The organism is Blautia sp. NSJ-175 (assembly GCF_022867815.1).
Lineage (GTDB): Bacteria > Bacillota > Clostridia > Lachnospirales > Lachnospiraceae > Blautia > Blautia celeris.
In genome coordinates this window covers 16,034-42,779 of the sequence record NZ_JALIFQ010000020.1, presented here as the reverse complement: position 1 = coordinate 42,779, position 26,746 = coordinate 16,034, and the positions used below count along the sequence as shown (strand labels likewise).

Here is a 26,746-nt window from a genome sequence, read left to right as displayed (position 1 = left end):
GAACTGGAAAATAATTAGTAAACGGCAACAGTTCATGAATAGGAGAGTGAAAATGAAAATTGAATTAAAACAGCTTTCCCCTTTAAACGGCATGGCCGAATATGAAATGCTTCAGGATTTAGGAAGCAATGAAAACGGTTTTCCAAATGAAGTTTATGGTATCTCTTATGGCGAGTACAGAAATTGGCTCATACAGCAGGATGATTACTCCAAATCGCGAAATCTGCCGGAAAACTATATACCTCAGTCCACATATTTTCTCTATGTGGAGGAAAAACCGGTAGGAATCGCCAGGATACGTCATCATTCCAGTGAGATTTTAGAAAAACAGGGTGTAGGAAACTTTGGTTATGGAATCGCAAAACAGTATAGAGGGAAGGGGTATGGCAATATATTGTTTGTCAATATTTTAGAAAAATGTAAGTCCCTCGGTTATACCAAAGTGAAATCTTTTGTACATATGGATAATGCGGCGTCCAATAAGATATTTGAAAAAAACGGAGCTGTCTTAACAGGCGTATGGAACAATACAAGTAATATTTACGAAACAGATCCGGACGTCACCTTGAAGAAGGGAAAAAGATGGAAAAACACAGTAAGAAAAAACGATGGATGATTACAGGAATATCCGTTACTCTGGCGCTTGCTTCTGTCTGCATGGTGGTATGTCTGTACATGTATCAGAAGAACAGCAGCATGCGCAATGCCAGATATGTTTTGAGGGGAGAAATCAGTAAACTGCAGTATGCCATTGATTCCCAATTGTTTACCACAAAAGCACTGGAAGTGATCGTCACCAGCAACCATGGCGAGGTGGTAAATTTTGATAAGGCGGCTGAAAGTCTTTACGAAAAGGATGCCTCTATCAGAAGCCTGCAGCTGGCACCGGATGGAAATGTGACCTATGTATATCCCCTGGAGGGAAACGAGGAAGCCTTCGGCGACCTGTTCAGTGATCCTGACAGGAAAACAGAGGCAGAGTATGCCAGGGACACAGGAAAAATGACCTTGGCAGGCCCATATGAACTTTCACAGGGCGGCATGGGGATTGTGGCGAGAAATCCCATATATCTGACAGATGAGAATGGGCAGAAAACATTCTGGGGATTCAGCATTGTTGTGCTCAATGTGCCTGAGATATTTGACGAGATAAATTTAAAGGCATTGAATGGACAGGGATACAAATATAAAATATGGCGGATCCATCCGGATACAGGCAAGGTGCAGAATATCATACAGAACGCGGACTTTTCTGTGACGGATGCCGTGGAGGATGTGATTCAGGTTCCAAACGGTACATGGCATTTGAGCATAATTCCCAAAAAAGGATGGGTTCCCATGGAATACATATGGATAGAATCCATTGTCTGCAGTCTCATACTCGTTCTGGCAGTCATGGTCATCAACGGCATACTGACCAGCGCAGAGCAAAAAAAGGAGCTGGCAAAGCTGGTAAATACGGACCCGCTGACGGGCCTGCATAACGGCAGATATTTTATGAACTGCTTAAAAGAATTCGTCCTGCAGAATCGTCCCTGTGTATTATACTATCTGGATATGGACAGGTTTAAACAGATCAATGACCGTTTTGGACACGATATCGGCGATAAGTTTTTAAAAGAGTCTGCAGCCCGTATGCAAAAATGCCTCTCTGAAGAGGATTTGGCATTTCGTACCGGCGGAGATGAATTTACGGTACTGGCTGCCGGTGGAAAAGGCGACGAATTCTATGAAAAACTAAAAGAACGACTGAAAGAGGAGATTGGCCGTCCATATATACTGCCCGAATGTACCCTGCATCCCCATGTGAGTATCGGGTATGCGCGCTACCCTGAGGAACAGGAAAATGCGGAGGCGCTGATTCGCCAGGCAGACCAGCGTATGTATGAGGAGAAGAGACAGATTCATCATTAATGTCAACAGATTCATTATAAAACGGAGAAGGATATGAAAAATCTTAAAATTGCATTACTCCAGCTAATGCCGGGGAATTCTTTAGAAGAAAATTTAGCCAAGGGAGCAGATGCCTGTAAAAAAGCAAAGAAAATGGGTGCTGATATTGCCCTGTTTCCGGAAATGTGGAGCAGCGGATATAAAATTTCGGAAGATATAGAGGAATTAAAAACAGATGCGGTATCCTCTGACAGTGATTTTGTCTGTTCTTTCGGCGAGCTTGCCAAAAAATTGGGTATGGCGATCGGTATCACGTTCCTTGAAGCGTTTGAACCGCTGCCGCGCAACACACTCTGTCTTTTTGACCGTTTTGGCAGCAGAGTTCTGACCTATGCCAAGGTTCATACCTGTGACTTTGGTGATGAGTGCAGACTGACGGCGGGAGATGATTTTTATACTGCAGAGCTGGATACAGAACAGGGAATGGTAAAGATTGGCGCCATGATCTGTTATGACAGGGAATTTCCGGAAAGCGCAAGAATCCTCATGCTGAAAGGTGCTGAGATCATTCTGGTCCCAAATGCCTGTCCCATGGAAATCAATCGTATTTCCCAGCTTCGCGCAAGGGCGTATGAAAATATGACAGGTATTGCTACTGTCAATTATCCCTTTGGAAAGCCTGACTGCAATGGACATTCAACTGCCTTTGACGGGATTGCATACAGGGAAGGTGAGCCGGGTTCCAGGGACACTTTGATCATAGAGGCAGGCGAACGGGAAGGAATCTATATAGCTGATTTTCCCTTAGATGAAATCAGAGTCTATCGAAGAACGGAAGTCCACGGAAACGCATTTCGCCATCCCGGTAAATACGGTCTGCTCGTCTCAGAAGGAATTGAGGAACCGTTTATCAGAGAATGTTATCGAAAATAGAGAAAAAGTTATAGGAATGGAGTAATTAATATGTTTAAAGTAATATTATGGGATGTGGATGGAACACTGCTCAATTTTGACAAAGCAGAGAAATATGCCCTGCGGCAGTGTTTTGCAAAATTTGACCTGAAGGAATGTACGGATGCCATGATCTCCAGATATGCGGAAATAAACAAACGTTATTGGAAACGCCTGGAGGCCGGGGAGATCACAAAAGAACAGGTACTTCTGGAGAGATTTTCGGAATTTTTCCAAAAGGAACATATCCGCTGTGACAAGATCAAAGAGTTCAACGATGAATACCAGGTGCGTTTGGGCGATAAAATATTTTTTAATGATGACAGCAAGTCTCTTCTGGAAAGGCTGAAAGGAAAAGCAAAGCAGTACGCAGTCACAAATGGCACTTATGTGGCACAGAAACGCAAGCTTGAAAATTCAGGACTTGACGTTCTGTTTGACGGTATTTTTATTTCCGACCAGATAGGATATGAAAAACCGGACATCCGGTTTTTTGATCACATTTGGAAACAGACAGGTGTTTATGAGAAAGATGACGTTCTCATTGTAGGGGATTCCCTGACCAGCGATATGCAGGGCGGAAATAATGCAGGTATCCGCTGCTGCTGGTATAATCCGGAGGACAAGGAAAATAATACAAATGTAAAGATTGATTACCTGATACATGATCTGAATGAGGTTGAATTTCTGTGAGAATCTTACATGGAGCCGGGAGTAAGGATAATATCAAAGCCGGATAAGTTCGTATTCCGGAAGGCAGTGTATTCCTCTGCCAGATTTTGAAGCTTCTGTTTTTCGGGAACGGTATTCCATAAGGTGATCTTAATTTCCATCCCTTTATTTTTCTTTTTCCCTGTCCAGATGCCAATGATCTCACCGCGGTACAGGACAGCACCGGGGTTGCTTACAAATCTCCATATTTGTTTCTGCAGTGTTTTGTCGGGCTGCAGAACCGCCCGGTCTCTCTGGTCGAGAAAGGGGTCATGTCCGCCGAGCAGCAGCAGTTCTCTTTGCAGTGAATCCGGAGACAGAAGACGTTCCTTGTCGGAGGACAGGATATAGGTTTTTTTGCCAAAAACCATGACAGGTTCTGTCTCTTCCGAAACCGTTTTCCACATACGCCGTGCCTGTTTACCGGAACATCCGAGCCAGGCTGCAAAATGATTCGGTGTTGCCGGGCCGTAACAGTGCAGGTATTTCCGCATTAACTTTTTACAGGCATCCTTGTTTGGCGTAAACGAATAGCCGGTCCAGTTTTTGTAAGAGGTAAAAACCGGGCTGGTTCCCTGCCGTCCGCCGAAAACGACCAGACCTTTTAAGGCGCAGGGCCGCAGAAGAAAAGACACTACGGCACCGCCGACGGTCTGTTTATCAGGACTTCCATACATGGAGGGCTGTGTCCATAGCGCGCGCTTTTTCTCCGGGAGCAGCGGCAGCATCCATTCTGCCAGGTTCTGATCCAAGGAAGTTTTGCTGATTACGGTACAGTGATCAAGCTGTGGAATTACCTGCTGTAATATTTCAAATAATTCATGGAAACCCATCTGCAGAAAATCAAGTGCCAGAGTAATTCCGGCAGTATAGATCCATGGCTCATCCTCCTGCGGTATAAGCGCAGATAAAAATACATCACTTTCCAGAGCAGGAAATACAACAGGGATACCCCGCAGGCTCCAGGTCTGCAGAAGCGTTTTCTCTTTATACAGCAAATATTCCATTTCTGTCAAACTGCAGTCAGGAATCCGGTTAAAAAGAGCAGTTTCCCAGGCGCCCGGAGGTGTATTCTGCATTCCGCACGCACCCGTCAGCTTTTCCATATCCGTTTTTTTATACTCCTTATCCAGATGGTGAGCACCCAGTCTGAAATTTCTTATTTGCTCAATGCTTATTTCGGCCATGTAGTAGTTCCCTTCGATTTATGTGTAATTATGAAAATACAGACAGTATAGTTTCGATAAATCTGCCCAGTTTGTGTAAGCAGTATACTGGGGAGCTGATAGGGATATTATACCTCTTTTTCTTTATAGACTGCAACACCGTCAGAGATAACTTTGTGTCCGGAAGCTAAAAAGCCGTCCATTTCTGAACGGCTATAAATTTTTGAATCTTTGAAAATAGGTGAATCGCAAGAGAGAATACCAAGCCGGCGTTTTAAACCACTGTCTGATTCGACTCCAGAATATTTCGGAACAGGTACAGATGTTTTTTCCGCAGGCAATAAATGATCCAGTAGACATCTCCCGAATCTTCTTTCTCTTCCCTTACATCCACAGTATAACTCTCTCCCTCAATGTTTACTGTCATAGTCTCTGTAAGAATCGTCCCCCAATATTTTAAATCATGTTTCTGACAGAATTCTTTGATCAGATCTGTGATTTCTTCCTTTGTTTGTGGATGCTGGCTTCTGAAAATAATATATGCGTCCTTCATATGGAATCTCCTTTCGGTATTTTAAAAAATCATACATTATGTTTTAGAACCGTACCGGTGTTGCCCGGCATGTGAACCGTGACAGAACCCTGGCGTTTTGATGATTCCGTCAGGTCATATTTTTCCAGTACAGCGTACAGTTTTTCTGCCATGGTGCGGTCCATATCACAAAGCGGCAGCCTGCAGGGGCCTACATCATAACCCATGGCGCGCATCGCCTGTTTTACGGGTATCGGATTTACATCTAAAAACAGCGCTTCAATGAGCTCCAGGTATTTTAACTGCAGATTATCGCTTTCTTCGCTGTTTCCACGGAAATAGGAAGTGCAGATGGCATGGGTCTCGTTTGGAACAAGATTGGACAGAACAGATATCACACCCTTTCCTCCAAGAGCCAGAGAAGATGTGATCTGATCGTCATTGCCGGAATAAATGGCCAAATCCTCTTTGCACAGACTGGCTATTTTGGCCATCTGGGAAAAGTTGCCGCTTGCCTCTTTTACAGCCACTATATTTTCTGTTTCGCTGAGCCGTTTATAAGTGGCCGGGTAAATGTTCACCCCGGTGCGAGACGGTACATTATATAATATGACCGGCAGACGGGTAGACCTGGCACATTCGTTAAAATGCAGAAACAAGCCCTGCTGTGATGCCTTGTTATAATACGGTGTTACATGGAGAAGCGCGTCGGCCCCGGCTTTTTCGCATTCTTTTGAAAGGTATACGGCATGTGCGGTATTGTTGCTTCCTGCCCCGGCTATGACCGGAACGCGCCCACGGACATGTTTGACTGCGCGGCGTACCAGTTCTATATGCTCATCATCTGTCAGGGTGGAGCCTTCTCCTGTTGTACCTGCAACTACGATCGCATCTGCGCTGCCTGCGATCTGCATATCCAGCAGCTCGTCAAAGACAGAATAGTTAATCGAATAATCCTCCTTCATCGGAGTGACAACAGCAGTTCCCACACCTTTAAATACTATCTTTTTCAAATTTGAATCCTCCCAAACCTTTGTAATTTAGATTATGGAAATTATAGCAGTTTGGTTATTAAATGGGAGTGAAGTTCCGGGCAGAGGCATTAAGTTTCAATAAATGTAAGAATCGGCTGTGGTAATATATCGATTGTCATACATTTCAATATCATATATAATAAGCCTGTGAGCGGTATAAAACCGTTGGGAACAGACGAATTGTCTGCAATAACATCCGGCGGAAGTGGTGGACAGTCTGTAGAATCCCGGAAGGTTTGCGCAGAAACCGGAAAAGGCCTTCGTTTCTTCCGGCAGCGCGCTGAAAATCAAAGAACAGGAGCATAATATTATGGATTTAAAGAAAAACATCTGTGATAATATCAAAGAATGTGAGATAAAGATCGGCTATCGGGAGGAAGATATGAACCTGTATTATCCGCAGGCATCCTTACTGGAACTGCTTCCTGCCGAAAAAGAAAATCTGTCCGAGGCGCTTGCTGCATTTTGCAGGACCGCAGAACCGGAGCTTGGAAAACTGACCATAAAAGAGACAGAGGAAAAAGGCCGGTATTGTATTCATGTCCCATCCGCAGGGGTAAAATATGTCCATGAAAATCTGGAGGACAGCCCATTTTTAAAAGCCTTTTTGGCGGAAATATTTAAACCCGGTAATACTGTGGAGGATATGATAAAGATATTCCAATCCTTCTCTCAGGATATTATTATAGAAAAGGTTGACGAACAGGAATGGGGAATCTCTTTTCAAAATCCGGAAATAGATCCTTACGTGTATTATCTGGAGCAGGATGCGTTCGGTCTGCAGTATCATCGGTTTACAAGGCAGGCCTATGATGCGTTAAAGGATAGTCATTGATCTGTCCATGCAGAATCGTCTTTGGCGATGGGATTTTCCGGCGCAGGAAATGCACCGATTTGCGGAAGCATTTCAAACAAAGACAAAATACCTCTGCTGATATACTATGAATGCAGAGGTGCTTTTTTATTAACTTTATAATGAATATTGAATATTATTTAATGATAAACATTAAAATACATTGACGGAAGCTATCCTGTGTGATATAACGGAATTAGAAATAGAAGAGGGAAAAGTTTGAAAATGGGAGGGTGCAGATATGGGTGAAAGCGATTTTACAACAGATGTCAATGTGACGGAAAAGAAGTTTTCAAAAAAATTAAAATTTCTTTTGATACTTGCGATTTTCCTGACAGGTATGATTGCTGTCTGCGGGTTTTACAGTGTAATGGTAATGCTGCAGGAAGAAGAGAATATTACAATTACAGCCTACAGTCTTATTTCATATTTGTTTGACTGCATGATCTTCATTTCACTGATCCGAATCTACGCCAGAAAACAATTTTTTATTCAATCCCTGCAAAAAAACATTTTGATCATGGGATGGATGATTATATGCGGAGCGTTTATCATCACACATTTTTCCACTTATCATTCAAGTGGTTTTTCAATCATGCAGTACGGAAGTTTTATACTGGCAGATGGAAGAATGCTGACTCTGGGCATCTTGTTTCTGGTTTTCAGCAGCCTGATAAAAGAAGGATTGGAAATGCAGAAAGAAATGGATAAAATCCTTTAGGAGCATAGCATATGGCGATTATATTAAGATTAGACCGGGTCATGGCTGACCGCAAAATGTCCCTGAATGAATTATCGGAAAAAGTAGGGATATCAAATGTCAATTTATCCAACCTGAAGACAGGAAAAGTGAAGGCAATCCGTTTTTCCACGCTGGAAGCAATCTGTGATGTACTGGACTGTCAGCCGGGAGATATTATAGAATACCGCAGAACTTCCGGGGCGGAGTACCGGGCAAAAAATATTACAGATAATCCCGCTGACATTCCTGACACTGCACATCCCGACTGCAGCAAAAATTCAAAATAATGTCATCAACACGTGTGCAGGTAGCCTTTTTATATGTTACAGTATGTGCAGCCTTACTGCTGTCCTTCGGACATGTTGCGTGGCTCACTATTGTATATGTATGTTCATCGTCTTTTGTTTGTTTTTCCATAAGAATACTCCTGTATAACATAAAGTAAATACACCGGGTACAAGATCATTATATAGAAAACGGCGCAAAAAAGAAAGAGCCGATCAAAAAAAGAGAGGTATAGAGATGAAATTTGTTATGTCTTACAGCTGCGGCAAGGACAGTACCCTTGCACTTCACAAACTGATAAAAGCCGGACATGAGCCGGTGGGCCTGCTGGTTATGGTCAATAAAGATATGGACCGTTCCTGGTTTCACGGTGCGGATCACAGGCTGCTGGAAAAGTTTTCAAAGGCACTGGAGATTCCCTTGCTTCTCTGTCCCTCCGGAGGTGACGAGTATCATCTGGAATTTGAAAAAGGCCTGAAAAGAGCCATGGAGCTTGGGGCAGAGATGGCTGGTTTCGGCGATATTGATATTGAAAATAACCGCAGGTGGTGCGAAGAGCGGTGCCGCGCGGCAGGCCTGAAAGCTGCATTCCCGCTGTGGCAGCAGGGACGTGAGAAGATAGTGCAGGAGATTATTTCAGAAGGCTATTGCTGTATCGTCAAATCCATAAACAATCAGCTTCTGCCAAAAGAACTCCTGGGAAAACAGTTAGATTCGGAAACATTGGAGATAATGGCGGCAAGGGGCATTGATATCTGCGGAGAAAACGGAGAATACCATACCATCGCAGTGGACGGGCCGATTTTCAGGCATAAGCTGGAAATACAGACAGGCAGTATTCTTGATTTCGGTGAGCGGTCAGTGATTGATCTCAGATGAATTGGCAAATTTAAAAATGTAATCTGAAGAATTAAAAAAGGGTGCTGTCAGCATTCACTGACAGCACCTATTCTTTCATCTGCAGCGCTCCCTTTTTAAGCCGGAAATTCACACCGGCTTGTTTGGTTGATTCATGATTTTTCGTTTATGTATGATCCGCGGGCTGTATTAGCCGTTTGCTTTCCCAGCCCTTGTTTTTAAAATAAAGCCAGCCGACGAGGAAGGGCAGGAGAGGGGACAGGGCCTGTCCCACATATACACCGGGGAATCCCATACCTGCCGTAAATGCCAACAGCCAGCTTACGGGCAGCCGGACAACAGCCGCATCCAAAAGTGCATTTACCATGGCAATGTTTGCGGCGCCTATGCCGATAGCAAAGGAATCGAAGGTATACAATGCAGCGTAAACCAGACTGTTTATGCCGCAGCAGATCCTCAAATAAAGGATGCCGTCTGCAATCACCTCTTTATTTTGGGGTTCAAACAGCATGATGATTTGTCCTGCAAATAGTTGTACAAGAACCACTGCCATTAGCGTGATCAAAAGGTTTAAGCGCAGCCCGGTTTCCGTTGTCTTTTTGACCCGGTCTGTTCTGCCTGCGCCCATGTTCTGTCCGGCCATGGCGGTTACAGCCTGGCCGACTGCCCAGCAGGGCATTCCTGCAAAGGTATTGACTTTCAGTCCCACCCCAGATGCTGCAGCAACAGACACCCCGAATTGATTCAACATGCCTGTGATCATAAGATAAGAGATATTCACAACTGCCATTTGAACCGCTGTGGGCAGTCCGACTTTTAAGACAGCAGCCATTTTTTCAGTCTGAACAGCAAAATTTTTCAGCCTGAACGGAAAGATAAAAGTTTTCCTTCTCAGACAGCATATGGATATTGCAAGGGAGATACCCTGTGAGAAAACGGTGGCATAAGCTGCGCCTGCAATCCCCATACCGAAAGGTCCCACTAAAAGAAGGTCCAGCAGGATATTAACGACTGCCGCGGCTGCGATAAAGTAAAGTGAACTTATGGAATCTCCCAATCCTTTCATAACAGAGCAGACAGCATTATAGCCAAACACGAACACTGTGCCGCAGCAGATAATTCTCATATAATCGCAGGCGTCCTGCATGGACCCGGCAGGAACACGCAGTATCTGAAAAAACGGCCGGTAAACAAGCAGCCCTGACACTGTGACTAGTAATGAGGCAAAGAAGGAGAGGGAAAATAATGTCCCGACAGTTTCACGCTGTCCCTCTTCATCATCGGCCCCTTTGTATTGGGCAACCAGCACAGTACCTCCCATTGTAACGCCGATACATATGGAATTAATGATAAAACTTATCATAGACGCATTGCTGATCGCGGCAAGTCCTGTTTCCCCCACAAACCTTCCCACAACAAGCATATCCACAATACTGTAAAAGGACTGCAGTAAATTGGCAAGCAGCAGGGGGACAGCAAACTTTATCAGTTTTTTTGAGACATTTCCCGTTGTCAGATCTTGTTCTTTTCTCATCAAATCATTTCTTCCTTTCATAGATAAGTCCGGCATGCCTTTTCCCGGCACCGGAACATGCATAATAAAAAAACAGAGGGCAGCCACGGTAATGTGCTCCCTCTGCTTGTATAACAATAACAGTTCAAATACAAAAGGCAGCAGACAAAACATTGCCTCCTGCCCAAATCGCATACAAAAACAAATCCCAAATCATGAATCTGTTTTGGAATCTGCCTTTTATAATATCATAAATACTCTATCAGGCTCCGCACAATGTTTTGTTATATACAATTGTTCGGAGCTGTTGTCAATACAGAATTTCCCATATAACTTCATTGTGCCCACCCTTTCTGTTCATCCTTTTACCTCATTATAAACAGTCAGGGTTATACTGTCAATATTCTGTCGCACGGGATATGAATCCCCCAAAAGATGATTGACATTTATCTACTACTAATGTAAAATAAAATCAGGTACTACAATTGTAGAAAAACTCTGTAACCTGACCGGAATATAATGATCCGGTATCTGCAGACAGTACAGGAGGTGATAAGATGAAAAAACGTATTCAGAAACTGCCTGATTCGGAGCTGGATGTGATGCTTGCTTTGTGGAACGGTCATCCGGATATGACCCGGCTGGAGGTGGAGGCTTTTGTAAACCAGAAAAAAGAACTGGCACCCACCACGATCCTGTCCATGCTCACCCGGCTTGAAAGTAAGAAGTTTGTCTCTGTAAAAAGGGAAGGGAAGACAAATCTCTACAGCGCGGTTGTGACGCAGAGCGAATACCAGCAGCAGGAAGGGAAAAGCGTGCTGGAAAAATTGTATGGAAATTCGCTGAAGAACTTTGTGGCGTCTCTTTATCAGGGAAAACAGATTCACGAGGAAGATATACAGGAACTGGAGGAGTTCCTGAAGGAACTGGAGCGGAAGGGGGAATAGTCTATGGCAGAGTTTATGCTGCACATAATTAAAGTGAATGTTTTGTCAGCTTTCATCATTTTTATTGTGCTGGCAGTATCAAGACTGCTGGATAGGAAATATTCCTCCAGGTGGAAATATCTTATCTGGCTGTTTGTTTCCGTATTTCTTCTCATTCCGGTCAGGTTTCCATCTCCTGCCGCAGGACTGAATATAGAAGTACCAAAACAAATTGTCCGGGCAGAAGCAAGCAGGAGTACGAATACGTCCGGCGCGGAGAATCTGCAGTCTCCTGCAGACACCGCGAACAGCAGCAGTGATCTGCAGAAGGATACAAACAAAAATGCAGACCTGCAGGGCAGTACGGGACAGGAGAATATAACTATGGATACCGTGGCATGGATCATGGCAATTATCTGGGGAGCGGGTATTTGCGCAGCAGCGGTATATAAAGTGTTTGTTTTGAGAGCAGGAAGACAGTACCTGCGCCGCTGGAGGATTCCTTTTACGAACCGTGAGAGGATCGCTGAATATGATAAACTGTGTAAAGAAATGCATCTGAAAAAAGCACCGAAGCTTGTGGCAAACAGCAGGCTGTCCGGGCCGCTTTTGGCAGGGATCAGGAATACCTTTCTCTATCTCCCTGTACGGGAGTATTCAAAAGAGGAATGTGAAATGATCTTCCGGCATGAGCTATGCCACTACCGCAGCCGGGATCTGTGGTATAAACTGCTCATGATATGCATAACAACGGTTTATTGGTTCAATCCGGCAGTTTACTTTATGAAAAAAGAGGCGGAGCGTGATATAGAGTTTATATGTGATGAGAAAGTCATGAAAGGCAGGAACCGTGAGGATAAGCTTCGGTATAACCAATTGCTTCTGAAGACAGCAGCACTGGGCAGACCTTCCTATGAGTTGTCCACCAGTCTGAATGACGGCCTTCTCACATTCAAAAAAAGGATGGTAAATATTATGAAGGCAGGAAAAATGAAACGGGGAATCCTTCCTGTTATCTGCTTTACCATCATTTTAGTTACATCGAATGTATTTACCGGCTGTTCCTTAAAAGACTCCGGTGAAAAAAAGAAAGATGCGGATACGGAAGCCACCACTGACAGCGGCGCTGACAAGGATGAGGATACACCCGCCGGCAATGAGGAAAAAGACAAAAAAGAGAAGGTGGTCAAGGGAGGCAATACGATCAATCCCGTTACAGATACAAAGGAAAAGGCAGATATGCCTGTCGAACCCGAACAGGAAGAAGGATCCACTGAAACACCGGCGGCAGATCCGGCTTCCACAAAGGAGGAACGCACGGAACTGATTGGATTTATGAATCGGGATTCTCTGCCTTCCATGGCTCAAAACCTGGGGCTTCAGAAAACAGAAGGTCTTTTATTTGGTGATAAAGGGCAGCGGTATGAAGGAAACGGCATTCAGATAGAGTGGAATCCTGATACGGAGGGAATTGAGGGCCGTACGCTTGTTACCATAAGATGTGAGAATAACAACAGCATCAGTATGGATGGATTTTACTGCGGACAGCCGTACAAAGAAGCAGAGACCAGTCTGCTGCAGAGTGGTTACCGAAACTTAGGTGACAGCAATCCGGACTATAAAGAGTACATTTCTGATTCGGAAAGTATAATCGTAGGTTTTTATATAGCAGGGGATAGTATAAGTTCGTGGTTCTGGATGAACTGGCCGCAGGGCGACTTCGCGCCTGTCACGACCCAATACATGCCTGCTGACGGAGATTACAGAAATTCCAACGACGGGGAATATTCCACCATAAAAATCACCGGGATTAATGACTACAGTTTTTATTTTTCCATTTACAGATACACAGAAGGGGAAGGGGAGCAGCAGATCTTCATGGACAATATAGCAGTCTTTGAGGAGACAGATTCCGCAACTGCAGTATTCCGCGGGCAGCAGTACACGCTGACCTTTGACTGTTCTCAAAGCGGACTTATAGTTCTGTCAGGATTTGATGATGCCACTGCATTGGGCAATACCTTCTGGACGTTCTGAGTCCTGCGTATCAACAAAAATATTTTGAAATCGGAGAGTGAAAATGCAGCATAAAAAAAGGCCCCGGCCATTATGGAAAAAAATACTTCTCAGTCTGTTGACTGCAGTGCTGCTCATGGTCCTATGCTTTTTTGTCTATGTTTCTGATTATTACCATGCGAAGGCGTATCAGGCAGAGGCAGTATCTGCCGATTCAGAAGATTACATTGTATACGGAGATAAAAACAGCAGCACAGGTTTTATCTTTTATCCCGGCGGACTGGTGGAGGCCGAAAGCTATGCGCCGCTGCTTGACAGAATTGCGCAGAAAGACGTCTGCTGTGTTCTGGTAAAGATGCCTTTTCACCTGGCAGTTTTTGATTCTGGCGCAGCAGACAGGGTGATCCGGGATTTTCCGGATATGGAACGCTGGTATATCGGCGGACATTCTCTGGGCGGTGCCATGGCTTCCTCCTATGCACAGAAGCATGAGGATTCTTTAAAAGGGCTGGTTCTGCTGGCTGCTTATCCCACAGATACCCTGTCCGCACTGCCGGTCCTGTCCATCTACGGCAGCATGGACGGAGTTCTGAACCGGAAGAAGTATAAGGACTCCATCAAAAACGCGGAAATCTGCAGTGAGATCATGATACAGGGAGCTAATCACGCAGGCTTCGGCAATTACGGGGAGCAGAAAAAAGATAACACGGCAGAGATTTCAAGGGAGGAACAGTGGGATACAACTGCTTCTTATATTCTGGAATTTTTTGAAGCATCGGATGCGCCATGACAAAGAGTCCGGCCTGCCTGACTCTCCGCCAAAGCGCAGCCGCCTGCGGCCGTTTCCCTCTTAAAAAGCAGAGGCATTTGCATAAAAATGCCCTGCTTTTTTTGTCTCTGTTTTCCATGTGCGTCGTAACCGGATTCTTTTTACTATTGGAAATCGCCATACAATAGGGTATAATAAGAACGTAGTCGTAACTGTTCAGTCAGGTCTGCGCATTTACTGCGCTGACCGTGCAAAAGAGTAGTGGCGGCAGGTATTCGCCCCATCGCGAAGCGATTTTTAATGGGCGAATACCCGTAACTATTCAGCTGGCTGAATAGTTACCGTATATCAATGAAAAACCAACAAGGATTTATATCCTGCAGATAGAAACGGAGATACTATGAAAATATCTACAAATGTAAAGTTAAGCGCCCAGTGTATGAGCTGTCTGATCACACGCCAGATGGAAAATCTTAAGGACACAGCTTCAGAGGAGATCAAATCCGCTTACATGAGGGAGGTGTTTCAGATCATCGGCGCAGCCGGACCGGAGGATACTGCACCGGTTCTCATAGCAAAAATCAATGTGCTCCATGAGAAATATTTCGGACATGCCTACAGTTTTGAACAGTTGAAAAAAGAGTACAACCAAATGATGCTGGAGGCAGAGGAAAGAATACGCAGCCGGATCATTCAGGCAGAAGACCCTGTGTACCATGCAATTTTGTATGCCAGGGTGGGAAATTACATTGATTTTGGAGCCATGGGAAGCGTCAGCGATGAAAAACTGCGGGAACTGATAGCAAAAGCCGAGGAGGAGACCCTGGACCCTGTTGAATACAGCCGCTTCACAGAGCAGATGAAAACTGCAGAAAACCTGGTATATCTCACAGATAACTGTGGTGAGATTGTCCTTGACAAGCTTCTGATCGAACAGCTCATGAAGAAGTATCCGCAGATACATATCACGGTCATCGTGCGGGGAGAACCGGTCATCAATGATGCCACCATAGAGGATGCCGAAATGACCGGGCTTGCGGATCTTGTGCCTGTCATGGGCAACGGCACGAAAATAGCGGGCACAAGCCTGAAGGATATTTCGGATGAGGCCCGGGATTTGATTCGTCATGCAGACGTGATCCTTTCTAAGGGCCAGGGTAATTTTGAGACTCTGAATAACAGCGGGCTGAATATTTACTATATGTTTCTCTGCAAATGTTCCTGGTTCGTAAACAGATTCGGTCTGGAGCAGTATAAAGGTGTGTTTGTCAATGACAGAAGCCTTGGGAGGGATGGGTCATGAGAGAAGAATTGAGAAAACGCTGTGAATTGTTTGTTGAAAACAGGGATATTATAAAATCTGCATTTGCCTGGGAGAGCGCCTATGTCTATCCCATGTGTTCCGGAATCCTGACGGCAAGAGGTGTCCGTGCGGATACACAGCGCCTGATGGAGTGCCGCGATATTTTAAAGGCCAATACCGGAGTATTCTCCAATTTCAGAGGTGTTTCCAGGCTGGCTGTCATTGCCATGCTTTCTCTTAATGCAGATGCCGGGCTTATGATGGCGCAGATGCTGGAACTATACGGGAAGTTAAAAGAATTTTTCTGGGGCTCCGAATATCTGACTGTGGCAGCAGCCACTATTGCGGAGATGGCAGAGCCTTCCGGATATGATGAGATCATAAACAAAACAAGCAGTATTTACAACCGCATGAAAACTGCCCATCCCTTCCTCACTTCCGGGGAGGACAGTGCATTTGCCGCTCTTCTTGCCATGTCCGAGCTGGATGACTCCTGTATCGAAAGGGAGATGGAGCAGTGCTATTCCATATTGAAACCCTACTTTTTCTCCGGGAATTCGGTGCAGTCTCTGAGTCATATTCTGGCACTTGGTGAGGGGTCCGCGGAACAGAAGTGCAGAAAAGCCCTGGAAATCTTTGACGCACTGAAAGCGCGGGGACTGAAATACGGTACAGGCTATGAACTGGCAACGCTGGGTGTTCTGACCCTTCTGGATGTGGACAGGAATTTACTGATACAGGATATCACAGATGCGGAAGCCTTCCTGAAAGGGCAGAAAGGCTTCGGGGCCTTCGGTGTAGGCTCCAGGCAGAGGCTTATGTATGCCGGTATGATGGCATCCTGTGACTATGTTCCTGACCTGCATTCCATGCAGACTGCGGCATTAAACGGTGTGGTGGCACTGGTCATTGCCCAGCAGGCTGCTATCTGCGCGTCTGCGGCAGCAGCAAGTGCAGCCGCGGCGGCGTCCTCTTCCGGCTCCTGATCATGTTATATGACAGGGATATCCGGGAGCCGCTGTTCGATTTTCTGGAAGAGCGGTACGGAAAGATCAGAATCATAGAAGAGAAACAGATGGGAAAGTCCCGTGCGGATATCGTGATGGTTCTGCCGGACGCCGTTGCCGGCATTGAGATAAAAAGTGACGCGGACACGTATGTCAGGCTGCAGAGACAGGTAAGAGATTATAACCGTTATTATGATACCAACCTTGTGGTGGTCGGTTCCACGCACGCGCGCCATATAAAGGACCATGTGCCTGCCTGGTGGGGGATTCTCACGGCTGAGAAGCTGGGCGGTGCTGTGGATTTTTATACTCTGCGTGAGCCGGGACCTAATCCGAAAGTGGATATGAAAAGAAAACTCGGCCTGTTATGGCGCCCTGAACTGGCCCATATACAGGAGCTGAACCAAATGCCGAAATACAGGGAAAAAAGCAAGGCATTTGTAATAGACAAAATACTGCTTAAGGTTCCGCAGGAGATTCTGACGCTGCAGATCAGCGAGGAATTGTTCCAGCGGGACTATACCACCATAGAGGAGAAAATAACGGAGTACAGAAAACAGAAAAAGCATAACTTATAGGGGAGAGATACTATTACAAAGCTGAAAGGAGCAAGGGGTTACATGACAAGATACGAGAAAATGAGTCAGCTTTTCAATGAGGATTACCGGGTAATTGATTTTCTGCCCAGAAGGGTTCCCGATGAAGCCGGAACCTTATTTGAAGAAGCAGAACAGTATTATATGCAGGACAAACAGCTTCAGATCTTCTGTGACAAGGTGATCGCTATAGTGCTGAAGCTGTTGTGCTACTATCCTTTTGAAATGTATGTGCAGGAGCATATTCCGCTCATCCGTACAAGAGAGGGCTGGCTGAAGGATAAACACTGCGATACCATAGTAAAGCTCATTAAAAAGACCATTCTGAAAAGAAGGGGACAGATTGATATTCTCCTGACCAGGGAAAATTCCATGATAAGCATCAGCGGCGGAACCCTGAGTATCGCCGTCTACAATGAAAGTGAGTCTCTGCGGGAGATGCTGCAGTCCATGGTGCGTACGGAAGGCCTCTATGACTGGAAATTCAGAGCCTGACAGCACTGTGAACAGAAAAAACATAAGAGAAAGCGAGGAAGACACAGAGCGATATGTTGAAGTCGTACATAGCTTTTGACATTGAAACCACCGGTCTAAGTCCAGAAGAAAATGAGATCATAGAGATAGGCGCCTTAAAGGTGCGTGACGGAAAGGTACAGGAGCGCTTTATGGAATTTATAAAGCCCAGACTGCCGATTCCGGCCAATATCACCGGCATTACCGGCATCACCAATGACATGGTGGAAGACGCAAGAGGCCGGGAGCAGGTGATTCCTGATTTCCTGCAGTTTTGCGGACAGGATATCCTGATCGGGCACAATGTGCTCTTTGATTACAGTTTTGTCAAACGGAGTGCGGAATCTCTCGGGTATACCTTTGAAAGGGATGGCATCGACACGCTGAAGATTGCCAGAACGGTCCACAGGGATCTGCCCTCCAAAAGTCTGGGAGAACTGTGTGAGCATTACCGGATCAATAATGCGGCGGCCCATAGAGCTTATCATGACGCGCTGGCTACTGCCAAACTGTATCAGACGATGGCACATTATTTTGAAGAGAAGGAACCGCAGGTCTTTCAGCCGTGCCCTCTGGTCTGCACCGCAAAGAAATGCCCGCCTGCCACGAAAAAGCAGCTGGATTTTCTCATGCGTCTGGTAAAACAGAAGGGTGTAAAGCCGGCGTTTGACCCGGAGACTCTGACCAGAAATGAGGCGTCCAGGCTGATTGACAGCATTTTGTCCGGTCAGGCCATTTGATTCCCGCACAAGGAGTGAGTATGGAAAACAGAGAAGAACGAATCACATTAAAACCCGATAACCATGATATGCGTCTGAAGTATTACGAACTGATTCTGGAGAGCAGAGGTCTTGCTGAGCTTCCCTGTTATCCTCTGCCTGAGGGGTACCGTTATGTGTATTACCGGGAGGGGGATAAAAAGGATTGGATCGCCATAGAGACCTCCGCCAGAGAATTTATCCTTCCTGAAGAGGGAGAGTCTGCCTGGAAGAGATATTACGCCGGAAAGGAAAAAGAACTGGAGAACCGAATGTTTTTTGTGGAGACCACTGACGGAGAAAAGGTTGCCACAGCCACAGCCTTCTATGAGCCACGTGACCTTTCCGGTGCCGGATGGCTGCACTGGGTTGCGGTAAAAAGGGAATACCAGGGGAAGGGCATTGCAAAGGCCCTGATCTCCCATACCCTGCAGCGCTTAAAAGAACTGGGGTATCCCTCCATCAAAATACCCACACAGACAAATACCTGGGTTGCTGCCAGGCTCTATCTGGATTTTGGATTTCGGCCTGTTCCCCAAAATGCGGTGGACAGCCAAATAGGGTACGGAATCCTGAAAACCCTGACGAATCATCCGGCGCTTGCAGGCTTTGAGCCGGTGCCGTATGAAGAGATCTGGGATTCCCGTATGGTTCAGATCGAGAAAAGGCTGAGAGAACAATATCCCGGTCTGGTACATTTCAGGGTCTTGGAGGAGAATGGACAGGATAGGATTCTGTACTGTACGGAATCCGGGGCCGGAGAATGGGACGGTGCACTTTAGATACATGGCAGAAGGGCCGGAGGCATGTACTGCATTGATGCAGACAGCCGCCGGCCCTTTTGTCATATCAGCTTGTTGTATAGGCAAGAAAAATCTGGTGGATGGCTTTGTGAAGATACGGCAGGTATTTGTCCATGGTTACGGGCTGTTCAAATAAAATACAGTTGTAACAGGTGGACCCCACCAGTTCGATAAAAGTAAAAAGCATAAGCTCAGGTTCCTCACAGGTCACTGCGCTTTTTTTCATCATTTCCAGATAGTATTCGTAAAATTTCTGTGATTCCTCCGGCACGGTTCTTTCAAAGGCATTTTTGAAGATTCCCCAGGAGAGATTCTTTGCAATGAACTGAAGAAGGGCATGTTCTTTCTGAAACCGTTCAATGATATAGTCCATCATCCACATCATCTGATCTTCAAAGCCTGAAACTTCCCTGGTGGCCAGGGCCTTATGGGCATCTGCGAATAACTGCCCGGCTTTGTAGGCGATCAGCTTATCCCTCAAATCATATTTGTCTTTAAAATACAGATAGAATGTTCCTTTTGCCAGACCGGCCTGGTTTACAATATCAGAGATCGTTGTTTTGGCAAAACCCTTTTTCGTAAACAGATCAAATGCTGTCTGGAAAAGTGCATTCTTTTTCTGTTTTTTGTTTATCTCCAGTTTTCCCATGGCTCTCTCACCTTTCATATGCGGTAACTGTCCACTACCCTGGCAGTTACGGCTTTTATCACACCTGAATTTCGATTTTAGTTTTATTATCCTATATAAATGACTAAAAGTCAATATCTAAAAAATGACCAAAATTCATTTTGTTATTTCGTAGATTCTTGTGACTTTTAAATATTGACTATTGGTCATTTTCATATATAATGAAGGTTGAAATGAAAACGAGAAATAAACAGAATAGGGGATGATTTCTTTGGTCAAAACGGGTAAGTGGATAGCCAGACACCGGGTTCTCATATTGCTGCTGGGAATCCTTTTGCTGGTTCCATCCGTAATAGGTATGGCTAAAACAAGAATTAACTACGATTTGCTCAGTTATCTGCCGGAACACCTGGAAACCGTAAAGGGGCAGGATATTCTGGTGGATGAGTATGGAATGGGCGCATTTTCCATGGTTGTTGTGGAAAATATGGACCTGAAGGATGCGCAGAAGCTGGAGGATAAGTTCAGTGAGATACCGCATGTTAAAGATGTGCTCTGGTATGATGATGTGGCGGATATCAGTCTTCCGGTGGAAATGATTCCAAAAGACCTGCGGGAAGCCTTCTTCCGGGGAGATGCCACCATGATGCTGGCGCTTTTTGACAACACCACATCCTCCGATGAGGCTATGGAAGCTGTGACCCAGATGAGAAAAGCGGCAGATGAGCAGTGCTTTATCAGCGGTATGACAGGGATCGTCACAGACATTAAGAACATATCCCTGCAGGAGCTGCCCATCTATGTGGTCATTGCCACATGTCTGGCATTTCTGGTCCTGGAGCTTTCCACGGAATCCTTCCTGGTTCCGGTGCTTTTCCTGCTCAGCATCGGCTGCGCTATCTTATACAATATGGGAACCAACATATTCCTGGGGGAGATTTCATACATTACCAAGGCACTGACCGCTGTGCTGCAGCTTGGCGTTACCATGGATTATTCTATTTTCCTTCTGAACAGTTATGAGGAGAATAAACTTCGTTTTCCGGGAGACAAAAACAGGGCTATGGGGCATGCGATTTCCAACACCTTCAAATCCATTGTGGGCAGCTCAGTTACCACCATTGCCGGATTTGCAGCTCTTTGCTGCATGACCTTTACCCTGGGCAGGGACCTGGGCATTGTCATGGCAAAGGGTGTTGTGATCGGTGTGGTATGCTGTGTCACCCTGCTTCCGTCCATGGTCCTTATCTTTGACAAGGCCATTGAGAAGACAAGACACAGACCGCTCATACGAAATGTTGAGAAACCTTCCCGGTTCATTACAAAGCATTATAAATTGTGGCTGGTCGTTTTTCTGGTTCTGCTTTTCCCGGCCATCTACGGAAACAACCATACAAAGGTCTATTACAATATCGCCCAGTCTCTGCCGGCATCCCTTCCGGGCAATGTGGCAAATGAGAAGCTGCAGGAAGATTTTGATATGAGTACCATGCATATGATCCTTATGAACAAGGACATGGACAGCAAAGACAAACGCGACATGATGGAGGCGGTTGACCGGGTGGACGGCATCAAATGGACCATCGGCATGAACTCCCTGTTCGGCCCGTCCATTCCTGATTCCATGATACCTAAGGATATCAAAAAGATGCTGCAGAGTGACAAGTACGAGCTGGCTTTTGTCTGCTCTGAATATGAGTCAGCCACACCAACGGTCAATAAGCAGATCGCGGCTATCGATAAGATCGTAAAATCCTATGACAGTTCCGCTATGGTGATCGGTGAGGCGCCGCTGATGAAGGATCTGCAGGATGTCACAGATGTGGACCTGCGCAATGTAAATATTATCTCCATTGCTGCTATTTTCATTATCATCATGCTGGTATTTAAGTCCCTGTCCCTCCCTGTTATTCTGGTGGCGGTGATAGAATTTGCCATAGCTGTGAATATGGCAGTGCCCTTCTATCAGGGAACCAGCCTTCCCTTTGTGGCAAGTATTGTCATAGGCACCATTCAATTGGGGGCCACTGTGGATTATGCCATATTGATGACCAGCCGGTACCAGAAGGAACGCCAGAGAGGACACAGCAAGAAAGAGGCCATATCCATTGCCCATAAGGCCAGCATGCTCTCCATTGTCACCAGCGGATGCAGTTTCTTCGCCGCTACGTTCGGTGTTGCCTGCTACTCCAAGGTGGATATGATCGGTTCTATCTGTACACTGCTTTCAAGAGGCGCTCTTATCAGTATGGCAGTAGTTATCATGGTCCTTCCGGCCATGTTTATGATATTTGACAAAGTGATTTGTAAGACATCCATAGGATTTCTGGGAAAGAAGACAAAAAAACAGTGCTCATCAGGAAAGGAAGTATTGGAATGAACAGGAACAGAAAGCTGAAGAATAAGATGATGACAGGACTTGCCGTGAGCATGGCTGCTGTTATGGGTGCCATGCCGGTCTACGCAGCTGGGGAAAATGAGAAAGAAGTATCCAAGGAAGAAACCGTCTATGTAAACGCGGATGCTGCAGGGAAAGAAAAGAACGTGACCGTGTCTAACTGGCTGAAAAATGCAGGTACAAAGAAGACATTAAAGGACCGGACGGATCTGAAAGACATAAAAAACGTAAAGGGCGATGAGACTTATACCGAAAGCGGAAATTCTGTCACATGGAATACCGAAGGGCAGGATATCTATTATCAGGGCAAAACAGGAAAGGACCTTCCCGTAACCGTGAACTTCACGTATTACCTGGACGGAAAGAAAATGAACCCGGAGGATCTGGCCGGCAAAAGCGGCCACCTGCAGATCAGGATCAAATACGAAAACCATGCAAAGCAGACCGTAAAGGTGGACGGAAAAGAAGAGACACTCTATAGTCCCTTTGTGATGCTGACAGGTCTGATCCTGCCTGAGGAGACGTTTTCAAATGTTGTGATCGATAACGGCAAGGTAATCTCAGACGGCAACCGAAACATTGTACTCGGCATTGCCATGCCCGGCCTGAAAGAAAGCCTGGGCCTTGACAAAAAACTGAACAAAGACAGTGACAGCGAAGGTATAAATCTGCCGGAGAACCTGGAAGTGTCCGCGGATGTAAAGAATTTCTCCATGGACCCCACCTTTACCATAGCGCTGACAGATGTTATGAAGGAACTGAAAACCGATGACATCACAGATATGGATAAACTAAAGGATGCCTTAAATGATCTGGAGGACGCCGCACTGAAACTGGTAGACGGTTCCGCAGAGCTTTCCAAAGGGGCCGGCACGCTGGATAACAAATACAAAGAATTTGATGATGGTGTCAACACCCTGAAAAGCGGAATCGAAACACTGGACAGCGGTGCCGCACAGCTTGCTGACGGAATCGGCAGTTATACCGACGGCGTAGACCAGTTGGATGACGGGATCCAGACTTACCTGGGAAGCAGCGGTGTCCTGACCGGCAAGGTCACAGAGTATGTAAATGGTGTCAGCACAGTGGTGAACGGCGTTAAGCAGTATGCAGACGGCGCAGTAAAGCTTGCAGACGGCACAGCGGCCTATATCGGCGGAGAAAAGCAGCTTGCAGCCGGAGCAGAGGGACTCAGACCCCTTGTATCGGGCCTGACGGAGATCAAGGGTGCCATTGAACAACTGAACAGTGTTCTGGACGGAAAAGGAAGCACCAAGGATGACATCCGCCTTGCTGCGGATACACTTGCCGCAGGAACACAGCAGTTAAAGGATACTCTGGATACTGCAGAGGTCAATGACATGATGGCATTGATAGACCAGATGACAGGCACCGGACAGGAACTGATCGGGGAGGCAGAGGGCCTTTCCTCTGTTATGCAGGAAAAGATTGCCAAACCGGTGGGTGAAATGATGGCGGCAGGCGAAAACCTCAAGGCAGGTCTCGGCTCTCTGCAGTCTTATCTGACCACAATCCAGACAGAGGCGGCAAAAGCCGTTGCCCAGGCAGAACAGATGATAACGGATTCTGTAAACGGCAGTATTGATGAGAAGAACGCCCAGCTTCAGTCTTCAGCACAAAACGCAGCACAAAATGCGGAGGATGCCGCCAACGCCCAGCTCCAGGCAGCAAGAGACGCTTTGGACGCGCAGATCGCCGCATCAGATGATGAGGCAGTTAAAAGTGCTCTGGAAGCAGCAAAAGGCCAGCTCGGCAATGTATCTGTGTCCGCAGAAAATGTAGAGGAACTGCAGCATATCCAGACGCCTGCAGTGGAGGTGAACCTTCCTGCGTTTGATCCCTCCGGAATTATCGGGGCCATGGAACAGATGGCAGGCTCTTATCAGTCAGTCGAATCCACAGTAAATGAACTCTGCGGCACCGAACTGCCGTCGATCCAGAAGAAGCTGGAAGGCATCACAGCCGTAAAGGACCAGATTCCCACAGCTTCCATGCAGACATTAAAGGAGAGTGTATCTGCTCTCAACACAGGCATGCAGCAGTTAAAAGGAGGCATCGGCCAGCTCTCAGGCAGTGTGAATCTTCTGGATCAGAAGACCTCCGTACTTCCCGAGGCGGGCAAAGGGATTCAGGCGCTTCTGGACGGTTTCCAGAACCTGGGAGGCGCGAACCGGCAGCTTTTGGACGGCGCAGCCGAGCTGAAAGAAAAGGCTCCCATACTGGTACAGGGTGTGGGAACATTACAGGGCGGCACCTCAGAGCTCAGCCAGGGCCTTGACGCGTTAAGCACAGAGCTTTCTTCCGGAGCCTCCATGCTTTCCGCAAACAGCGGCACACTGCGGGAAGGAGCTTCCGTTCTTACCTCAGGAACCGGCGAACTGCTGACCGGCAGCAACACCCTGCAGGATGCCAGCGGCCAGGTGCAGGACGGCATCTCCCAGCTCAAAGACGGCGCCAAAACCTTGAAGGACGGCATGAAGGAATTCGACGAAAAAGGCACAAAAAAGATGAAGGACACCATAGAAGATGAATTGGGCGATGTCCTGGACCGATTAAAAGCCCTCAATTCTGAAAACTGCACTTATGATACCTTCAGCGGAAAAGCAGACAACATGAACAGCAACGTGAAATTTATCATTGAAACAGACGCGATCGAGACAGAAGAATAAGATAAATCTTTGATCAGGCGGTACAGCACATTGTGGCTGTACCGTTTTTTTGATTCTGTCATCTGTAAATAGAGCATACAACTATATTGACAGTATACAACTACTGCGATATAATACAGAAAAACCAGGAGGTATAAAAAATGCGTAGTGACAGAATCAAAAAAGGAGTGGAGGCCGCGCCGCAGAGGGCACTGCTCTATGCACTTGGACTGACAGATTATGAGATGGAGAAGCCGCTGATCGGAATTGTAAGTTCACAAAACGAGATTGTGCCGGGGCATATGAATCTGGATAAGATAGTTGCAGCGGTTAAGCAGGGTGTCTCTGAGGCAGGCGGCGTTCCTGTTGTATTTCCGGCGATCGCAGTGTGCGATGGAATTGCCATGGGACATGAGGGAATGAAGTATTCCCTTGTAACAAGAGAGCTGATCGCAGATTCCACAGAAGCCATGGCTATGGCTCATCCCTTTGACGGCCTTGTCATGGTGCCGAACTGTGACAAGAATGTTCCCGGCCTTCTCATGGCAGCCGCGCGCCTGAACATTCCCTCCATTTTTGTGAGCGGAGGGCCTATGCTCGCCGGCATTTCCAAAAAAGAGCGCATCAGCTATTCCACCGTGTCCGAGGCGGTCAGTTCCTTTAAGGCAAACCGCATAGACGGGGAAACGCTCTGTACTTATGAGAAGAAAGCATGTCCCACCTGCGGCTCCTGTTCCGGCATGTTTACTGCCAACAGTATGAACTGCCTGACAGAGGTGCTGGGGATGGCCCTTCCCGGAAATGGAACCATCCCGGCTGTCTACAGCGCCAGGCTGCGTCTTGCAAAAGAGACCGGGCGGCGTATCCTGGAACTTATCAAAGAGGATGTGAAGCCCCGGGATCTTATGGTCAGGGAGGCATTTAAAAATGCCCTGACCATAGATATGGCCCTTGGCTGCAGTACCAACAGCATGCTTCATCTTCCGGCCATTGCCCATGAGTGTGAGATAGAGATTGACCTGGATCTGGCAAATGAAATTTCAAAGAAAACACCGAATCTGTGCCGCCTTTCTCCCGCAGGAAACCACTATATAGAGGAACTGGAAGAAGCAGGCGGCATCCCTGCCGTGATGCATGAAATCAGTAAGCGAAACCTCCTGCATACAGAGCTGCTTACCTGTACAGGGAAAACCGTAGAAGAAAATATAAGCGGACATGGGATAAGAGACACCTCCATCATCCGTCCAATCAGCCGGCCCTACAGCGCCGGGGGAGGTATCGCTGTGCTGAAAGGCAGCCTCGCCCCGGAAGGCTGTGTGGTCAAAAAATCTGCCGTGGACGAGAAAATGATGCGGCACACAGGCAGGGCCCGCGTCTTTGACGGAGAGGAAGAGGCCCTGTCTGCCATCTATGCAGGAAAGATCCACGCAGGCGATGTAGTCGTCATCCGCTATGAAGGCCCAAAAGGCGGCCCCGGAATGCGGGAAATGCTCAATCCGACTTCAGCCATTATGGGAAGCGGCCTCGGTGACAAGGTGGCGCTGATCACTGACGGACGGTTTTCCGGGGCAACCAGAGGAGCCGCCATCGGCCATGTATCCCCGGAGGCGGCAGACGGGGGGAATATCGGGCTGGTGGAGGATGGAGATCTGATTGAAATTGATATTTTAGACTGCCGGATCAATATTCTCATCTCCGACGAGGAACTGGCGGCCAGAAGGGTCGATTGGAAACCAAAAGAAAAAGCGCTTAAAGGATATCTGAGAAGATATGCCAAAAGTGTTTCCTCCGGCAGCAGAGGGGCGGTCCTGGACTGAGGCCC

The 26,746-nt window shown here is 46.6% G+C and carries 24 protein-coding genes and 1 pseudogene; 20 read left to right on the top strand and 5 right to left on the bottom strand.

Annotated elements, in window-relative coordinates; all coding sequences use genetic code 11:
* Nucleotides 1–52: 52 nt before the first annotated feature.
* Genes MUB35_RS23650 through MUB35_RS23635 form a run of 4 tightly spaced genes read left to right on the top strand, consistent with a single transcriptional unit; the run spans nt 53 to nt 3,537 of the window.
* The gene (locus tag MUB35_RS23650; protein WP_033140294.1) at nt 53–616 is read left to right on the top strand and encodes a GNAT family N-acetyltransferase; all 564 of its coding nucleotides are present in this window, start codon (nt 53–55) and stop codon (nt 614–616) included.
* On the top strand, nt 583–1,914 hold the full coding sequence (locus MUB35_RS23645; protein ID WP_244806946.1) for a sensor domain-containing diguanylate cyclase: 1,332 nt from the start codon (nt 583–585) through the stop codon (nt 1,912–1,914). Before MUB35_RS23650 ends, MUB35_RS23645 begins: the two co-directional genes overlap by 34 nt.
* A gap of 33 nt (nt 1,915–1,947) precedes the next feature.
* A complete protein-coding gene (locus tag MUB35_RS23640) occupies nt 1,948–2,826 on the top strand; it encodes a carbon-nitrogen hydrolase family protein (protein ID WP_244806945.1) in 879 nt (292 codons plus the stop codon).
* A gap of 30 nt (nt 2,827–2,856) precedes the next feature.
* Nucleotides 2,857–3,537 carry a YjjG family noncanonical pyrimidine nucleotidase gene (locus MUB35_RS23635; protein ID WP_103732860.1) on the top strand — a complete coding sequence of 227 codons (681 nt, stop codon included), beginning with the start codon at nt 2,857–2,859 and terminating at the stop codon, nt 3,535–3,537.
* Between the two features lie 5 nt (nt 3,538–3,542).
* On the opposite strand, the gene MUB35_RS23630 is transcribed toward MUB35_RS23635, so the two are convergent.
* The 3 genes from MUB35_RS23630 to dapA form a co-directional block, all read right to left on the bottom strand.
* On the bottom strand, nt 3,543–4,661 hold the full coding sequence (locus tag MUB35_RS23630; protein ID WP_331477620.1) for a winged helix DNA-binding domain-containing protein: 1,119 nt from the start codon (nt 4,659–4,661) through the stop codon (nt 3,543–3,545).
* Between the two features lie 334 nt (nt 4,662–4,995).
* Nucleotides 4,996–5,274, bottom strand: coding sequence for a hypothetical protein (locus tag MUB35_RS23625; protein ID WP_033140289.1), 279 nt, complete (start codon nt 5,272–5,274; stop codon nt 4,996–4,998).
* 29 nt (nt 5,275–5,303) lie between these two features.
* Nucleotides 5,304–6,266, bottom strand: a complete 963-nt coding sequence (dapA, locus tag MUB35_RS23620; RefSeq protein ID WP_054353624.1) for a 4-hydroxy-tetrahydrodipicolinate synthase — start codon at nt 6,264–6,266, stop codon at nt 5,304–5,306.
* Nucleotides 6,267–6,597: 331 nt separating this feature from the next.
* Between dapA and MUB35_RS23615 the strand changes: the two genes are divergently transcribed.
* From MUB35_RS23615 to MUB35_RS23600, 4 genes and pseudogenes are all read left to right on the top strand, one after another.
* Complete coding sequence (locus MUB35_RS23615) at nt 6,598–7,122, top strand: DUF3877 family protein (RefSeq protein WP_033140287.1); 525 nt, start codon at nt 6,598–6,600, stop codon at nt 7,120–7,122.
* Between the two features lie 259 nt (nt 7,123–7,381).
* Nucleotides 7,382–7,861 (top strand): hypothetical protein, encoded by a 480-nt coding sequence (locus tag MUB35_RS23610; RefSeq protein ID WP_033140286.1) that lies wholly within the window; start codon nt 7,382–7,384, stop codon nt 7,859–7,861.
* Between the two features lie 11 nt (nt 7,862–7,872).
* Nucleotides 7,873–8,073: pseudogene (locus MUB35_RS23605) on the top strand (helix-turn-helix domain-containing protein); the annotation flags it as partial.
* 331 nt (nt 8,074–8,404) lie between these two features.
* Nucleotides 8,405–9,046 (top strand): diphthine--ammonia ligase, encoded by a 642-nt coding sequence (locus tag MUB35_RS23600; RefSeq protein ID WP_244806943.1) that lies wholly within the window; start codon nt 8,405–8,407, stop codon nt 9,044–9,046.
* Nucleotides 9,047–9,191: 145 nt separating this feature from the next.
* Here the strand turns inward: MUB35_RS23600 and MUB35_RS23595 are convergent, their stop codons facing one another.
* Entirely contained in the window at nt 9,192–10,559 is a 1,368-nt protein-coding gene (locus MUB35_RS23595) for an MATE family efflux transporter (protein ID WP_244806942.1), read from the bottom strand.
* A gap of 536 nt (nt 10,560–11,095) precedes the next feature.
* Between MUB35_RS23595 and MUB35_RS23590 the strand changes: the two genes are divergently transcribed.
* The 9 genes from MUB35_RS23590 to MUB35_RS23550 all read left to right on the top strand — a co-directional run bounded on the left by MUB35_RS23590 (nt 11,096) and on the right by MUB35_RS23550 (nt 19,208).
* Nucleotides 11,096–11,485, top strand: coding sequence for a BlaI/MecI/CopY family transcriptional regulator (locus tag MUB35_RS23590; RefSeq protein ID WP_033140284.1), 390 nt, complete (start codon nt 11,096–11,098; stop codon nt 11,483–11,485).
* 3 nt (nt 11,486–11,488) lie between these two features.
* The gene (locus tag MUB35_RS23585; protein ID WP_244806941.1) at nt 11,489–13,501 is read left to right on the top strand and encodes a M56 family metallopeptidase; all 2,013 of its coding nucleotides are present in this window, start codon (nt 11,489–11,491) and stop codon (nt 13,499–13,501) included.
* 43 nt (nt 13,502–13,544) lie between these two features.
* Nucleotides 13,545–14,270 (top strand): alpha/beta fold hydrolase, encoded by a 726-nt coding sequence (locus MUB35_RS23580; protein WP_244806940.1) that lies wholly within the window; start codon nt 13,545–13,547, stop codon nt 14,268–14,270.
* Between the two features lie 379 nt (nt 14,271–14,649).
* Nucleotides 14,650–15,552, top strand: a complete 903-nt coding sequence (locus MUB35_RS23575; RefSeq protein ID WP_225305326.1) for a damage-control phosphatase ARMT1 family protein — start codon at nt 14,650–14,652, stop codon at nt 15,550–15,552.
* Nucleotides 15,549–16,538: a DUF4003 family protein gene (locus MUB35_RS23570; RefSeq protein WP_033143407.1), complete on the top strand. Its 990-nt coding sequence runs from the start codon at nt 15,549–15,551 to the stop codon at nt 16,536–16,538. Before MUB35_RS23575 ends, MUB35_RS23570 begins: the two co-directional genes overlap by 4 nt.
* A gap of 2 nt (nt 16,539–16,540) precedes the next feature.
* The gene (locus MUB35_RS23565) at nt 16,541–17,137 is read left to right on the top strand and encodes a sce7726 family protein (protein WP_244806939.1); all 597 of its coding nucleotides are present in this window, start codon (nt 16,541–16,543) and stop codon (nt 17,135–17,137) included.
* A 42-nt stretch (nt 17,138–17,179) separates the two neighbouring features.
* Nucleotides 17,180–17,650 (top strand): hypothetical protein, encoded by a 471-nt coding sequence (locus tag MUB35_RS23560; protein WP_054353632.1) that lies wholly within the window; start codon nt 17,180–17,182, stop codon nt 17,648–17,650.
* Between the two features lie 53 nt (nt 17,651–17,703).
* On the top strand, nt 17,704–18,408 hold the full coding sequence (locus MUB35_RS23555; protein WP_033143404.1) for a 3'-5' exonuclease: 705 nt from the start codon (nt 17,704–17,706) through the stop codon (nt 18,406–18,408).
* 20 nt (nt 18,409–18,428) lie between these two features.
* The gene (locus MUB35_RS23550; RefSeq protein WP_244806938.1) at nt 18,429–19,208 is read left to right on the top strand and encodes a GNAT family N-acetyltransferase; all 780 of its coding nucleotides are present in this window, start codon (nt 18,429–18,431) and stop codon (nt 19,206–19,208) included.
* Nucleotides 19,209–19,275: 67 nt separating this feature from the next.
* Here the strand turns inward: MUB35_RS23550 and MUB35_RS23545 are convergent, their stop codons facing one another.
* Entirely contained in the window at nt 19,276–19,878 is a 603-nt protein-coding gene (locus MUB35_RS23545; protein ID WP_033143403.1) for a TetR/AcrR family transcriptional regulator, read from the bottom strand.
* A 241-nt stretch (nt 19,879–20,119) separates the two neighbouring features.
* On the opposite strand from MUB35_RS23545, the gene MUB35_RS23540 reads away from it, so the two are divergent.
* The 3 genes from MUB35_RS23540 to ilvD all read left to right on the top strand — a co-directional run bounded on the left by MUB35_RS23540 (nt 20,120) and on the right by ilvD (nt 26,741).
* Nucleotides 20,120–22,237, top strand: a complete 2,118-nt coding sequence (locus tag MUB35_RS23540; protein WP_186971210.1) for an efflux RND transporter permease subunit — start codon at nt 20,120–20,122, stop codon at nt 22,235–22,237.
* Nucleotides 22,234–24,945, top strand: a complete 2,712-nt coding sequence (locus MUB35_RS23535) for a hypothetical protein (RefSeq protein ID WP_244806937.1) — start codon at nt 22,234–22,236, stop codon at nt 24,943–24,945. Before MUB35_RS23540 ends, MUB35_RS23535 begins: the two co-directional genes overlap by 4 nt.
* A 140-nt stretch (nt 24,946–25,085) precedes the next feature.
* Nucleotides 25,086–26,741, top strand: a complete 1,656-nt coding sequence (gene ilvD, locus MUB35_RS23530; protein WP_244806936.1) for a dihydroxy-acid dehydratase — start codon at nt 25,086–25,088, stop codon at nt 26,739–26,741.
* The last annotated feature ends 5 nt before the right edge of the window (nt 26,742–26,746 follow it).

What these genes read in the sequence shown, in the direction of transcription:
- MUB35_RS23650 (WP_033140294.1), top strand. Translation starts at nt 53, where the DNA reads ATGAAAATTGAATTAAAACAGCTTTCCCCTTTAAACGGCATGGCCGAA.
- MUB35_RS23645 (WP_244806946.1), top strand. Translation starts at nt 583, where the DNA reads ATGGAAAAACACAGTAAGAAAAAACGATGGATGATTACAGGAATATCC.
- MUB35_RS23640 (WP_244806945.1), top strand. Translation starts at nt 1,948, where the DNA reads ATGAAAAATCTTAAAATTGCATTACTCCAGCTAATGCCGGGGAATTCT.
- MUB35_RS23635 (WP_103732860.1), top strand. Translation starts at nt 2,857, where the DNA reads ATGTTTAAAGTAATATTATGGGATGTGGATGGAACACTGCTCAATTTT.
- MUB35_RS23630 (WP_331477620.1), bottom strand. Translation starts at nt 4,661, where the DNA reads ATGGAAAAGCTGACGGGTGCGTGCGGAATGCAGAATACACCTCCGGGC.
- MUB35_RS23625 (WP_033140289.1), bottom strand. Translation starts at nt 5,274, where the DNA reads ATGAAGGACGCATATATTATTTTCAGAAGCCAGCATCCACAAACAAAG.
- MUB35_RS23615 (WP_033140287.1), top strand. Translation starts at nt 6,598, where the DNA reads ATGGATTTAAAGAAAAACATCTGTGATAATATCAAAGAATGTGAGATA.
- MUB35_RS23610 (WP_033140286.1), top strand. Translation starts at nt 7,382, where the DNA reads ATGGGTGAAAGCGATTTTACAACAGATGTCAATGTGACGGAAAAGAAG.
- MUB35_RS23600 (WP_244806943.1), top strand. Translation starts at nt 8,405, where the DNA reads ATGAAATTTGTTATGTCTTACAGCTGCGGCAAGGACAGTACCCTTGCA.
- MUB35_RS23595 (WP_244806942.1), bottom strand. Translation starts at nt 10,559, where the DNA reads ATGAGAAAAGAACAAGATCTGACAACGGGAAATGTCTCAAAAAAACTG.
- MUB35_RS23590 (WP_033140284.1), top strand. Translation starts at nt 11,096, where the DNA reads ATGAAAAAACGTATTCAGAAACTGCCTGATTCGGAGCTGGATGTGATG.
- MUB35_RS23585 (WP_244806941.1), top strand. Translation starts at nt 11,489, where the DNA reads ATGGCAGAGTTTATGCTGCACATAATTAAAGTGAATGTTTTGTCAGCT.
- MUB35_RS23580 (WP_244806940.1), top strand. Translation starts at nt 13,545, where the DNA reads ATGCAGCATAAAAAAAGGCCCCGGCCATTATGGAAAAAAATACTTCTC.
- MUB35_RS23575 (WP_225305326.1), top strand. Translation starts at nt 14,650, where the DNA reads ATGAAAATATCTACAAATGTAAAGTTAAGCGCCCAGTGTATGAGCTGT.
- MUB35_RS23570 (WP_033143407.1), top strand. Translation starts at nt 15,549, where the DNA reads ATGAGAGAAGAATTGAGAAAACGCTGTGAATTGTTTGTTGAAAACAGG.
- MUB35_RS23565 (WP_244806939.1), top strand. Translation starts at nt 16,541, where the DNA reads ATGTTATATGACAGGGATATCCGGGAGCCGCTGTTCGATTTTCTGGAA.
- MUB35_RS23560 (WP_054353632.1), top strand. Translation starts at nt 17,180, where the DNA reads ATGACAAGATACGAGAAAATGAGTCAGCTTTTCAATGAGGATTACCGG.
- MUB35_RS23555 (WP_033143404.1), top strand. Translation starts at nt 17,704, where the DNA reads ATGTTGAAGTCGTACATAGCTTTTGACATTGAAACCACCGGTCTAAGT.
- MUB35_RS23550 (WP_244806938.1), top strand. Translation starts at nt 18,429, where the DNA reads ATGGAAAACAGAGAAGAACGAATCACATTAAAACCCGATAACCATGAT.
- MUB35_RS23545 (WP_033143403.1), bottom strand. Translation starts at nt 19,878, where the DNA reads ATGGGAAAACTGGAGATAAACAAAAAACAGAAAAAGAATGCACTTTTC.
- MUB35_RS23540 (WP_186971210.1), top strand. Translation starts at nt 20,120, where the DNA reads ATGATTTCTTTGGTCAAAACGGGTAAGTGGATAGCCAGACACCGGGTT.
- MUB35_RS23535 (WP_244806937.1), top strand. Translation starts at nt 22,234, where the DNA reads ATGAACAGGAACAGAAAGCTGAAGAATAAGATGATGACAGGACTTGCC.
- ilvD (WP_244806936.1), top strand. Translation starts at nt 25,086, where the DNA reads ATGCGTAGTGACAGAATCAAAAAAGGAGTGGAGGCCGCGCCGCAGAGG.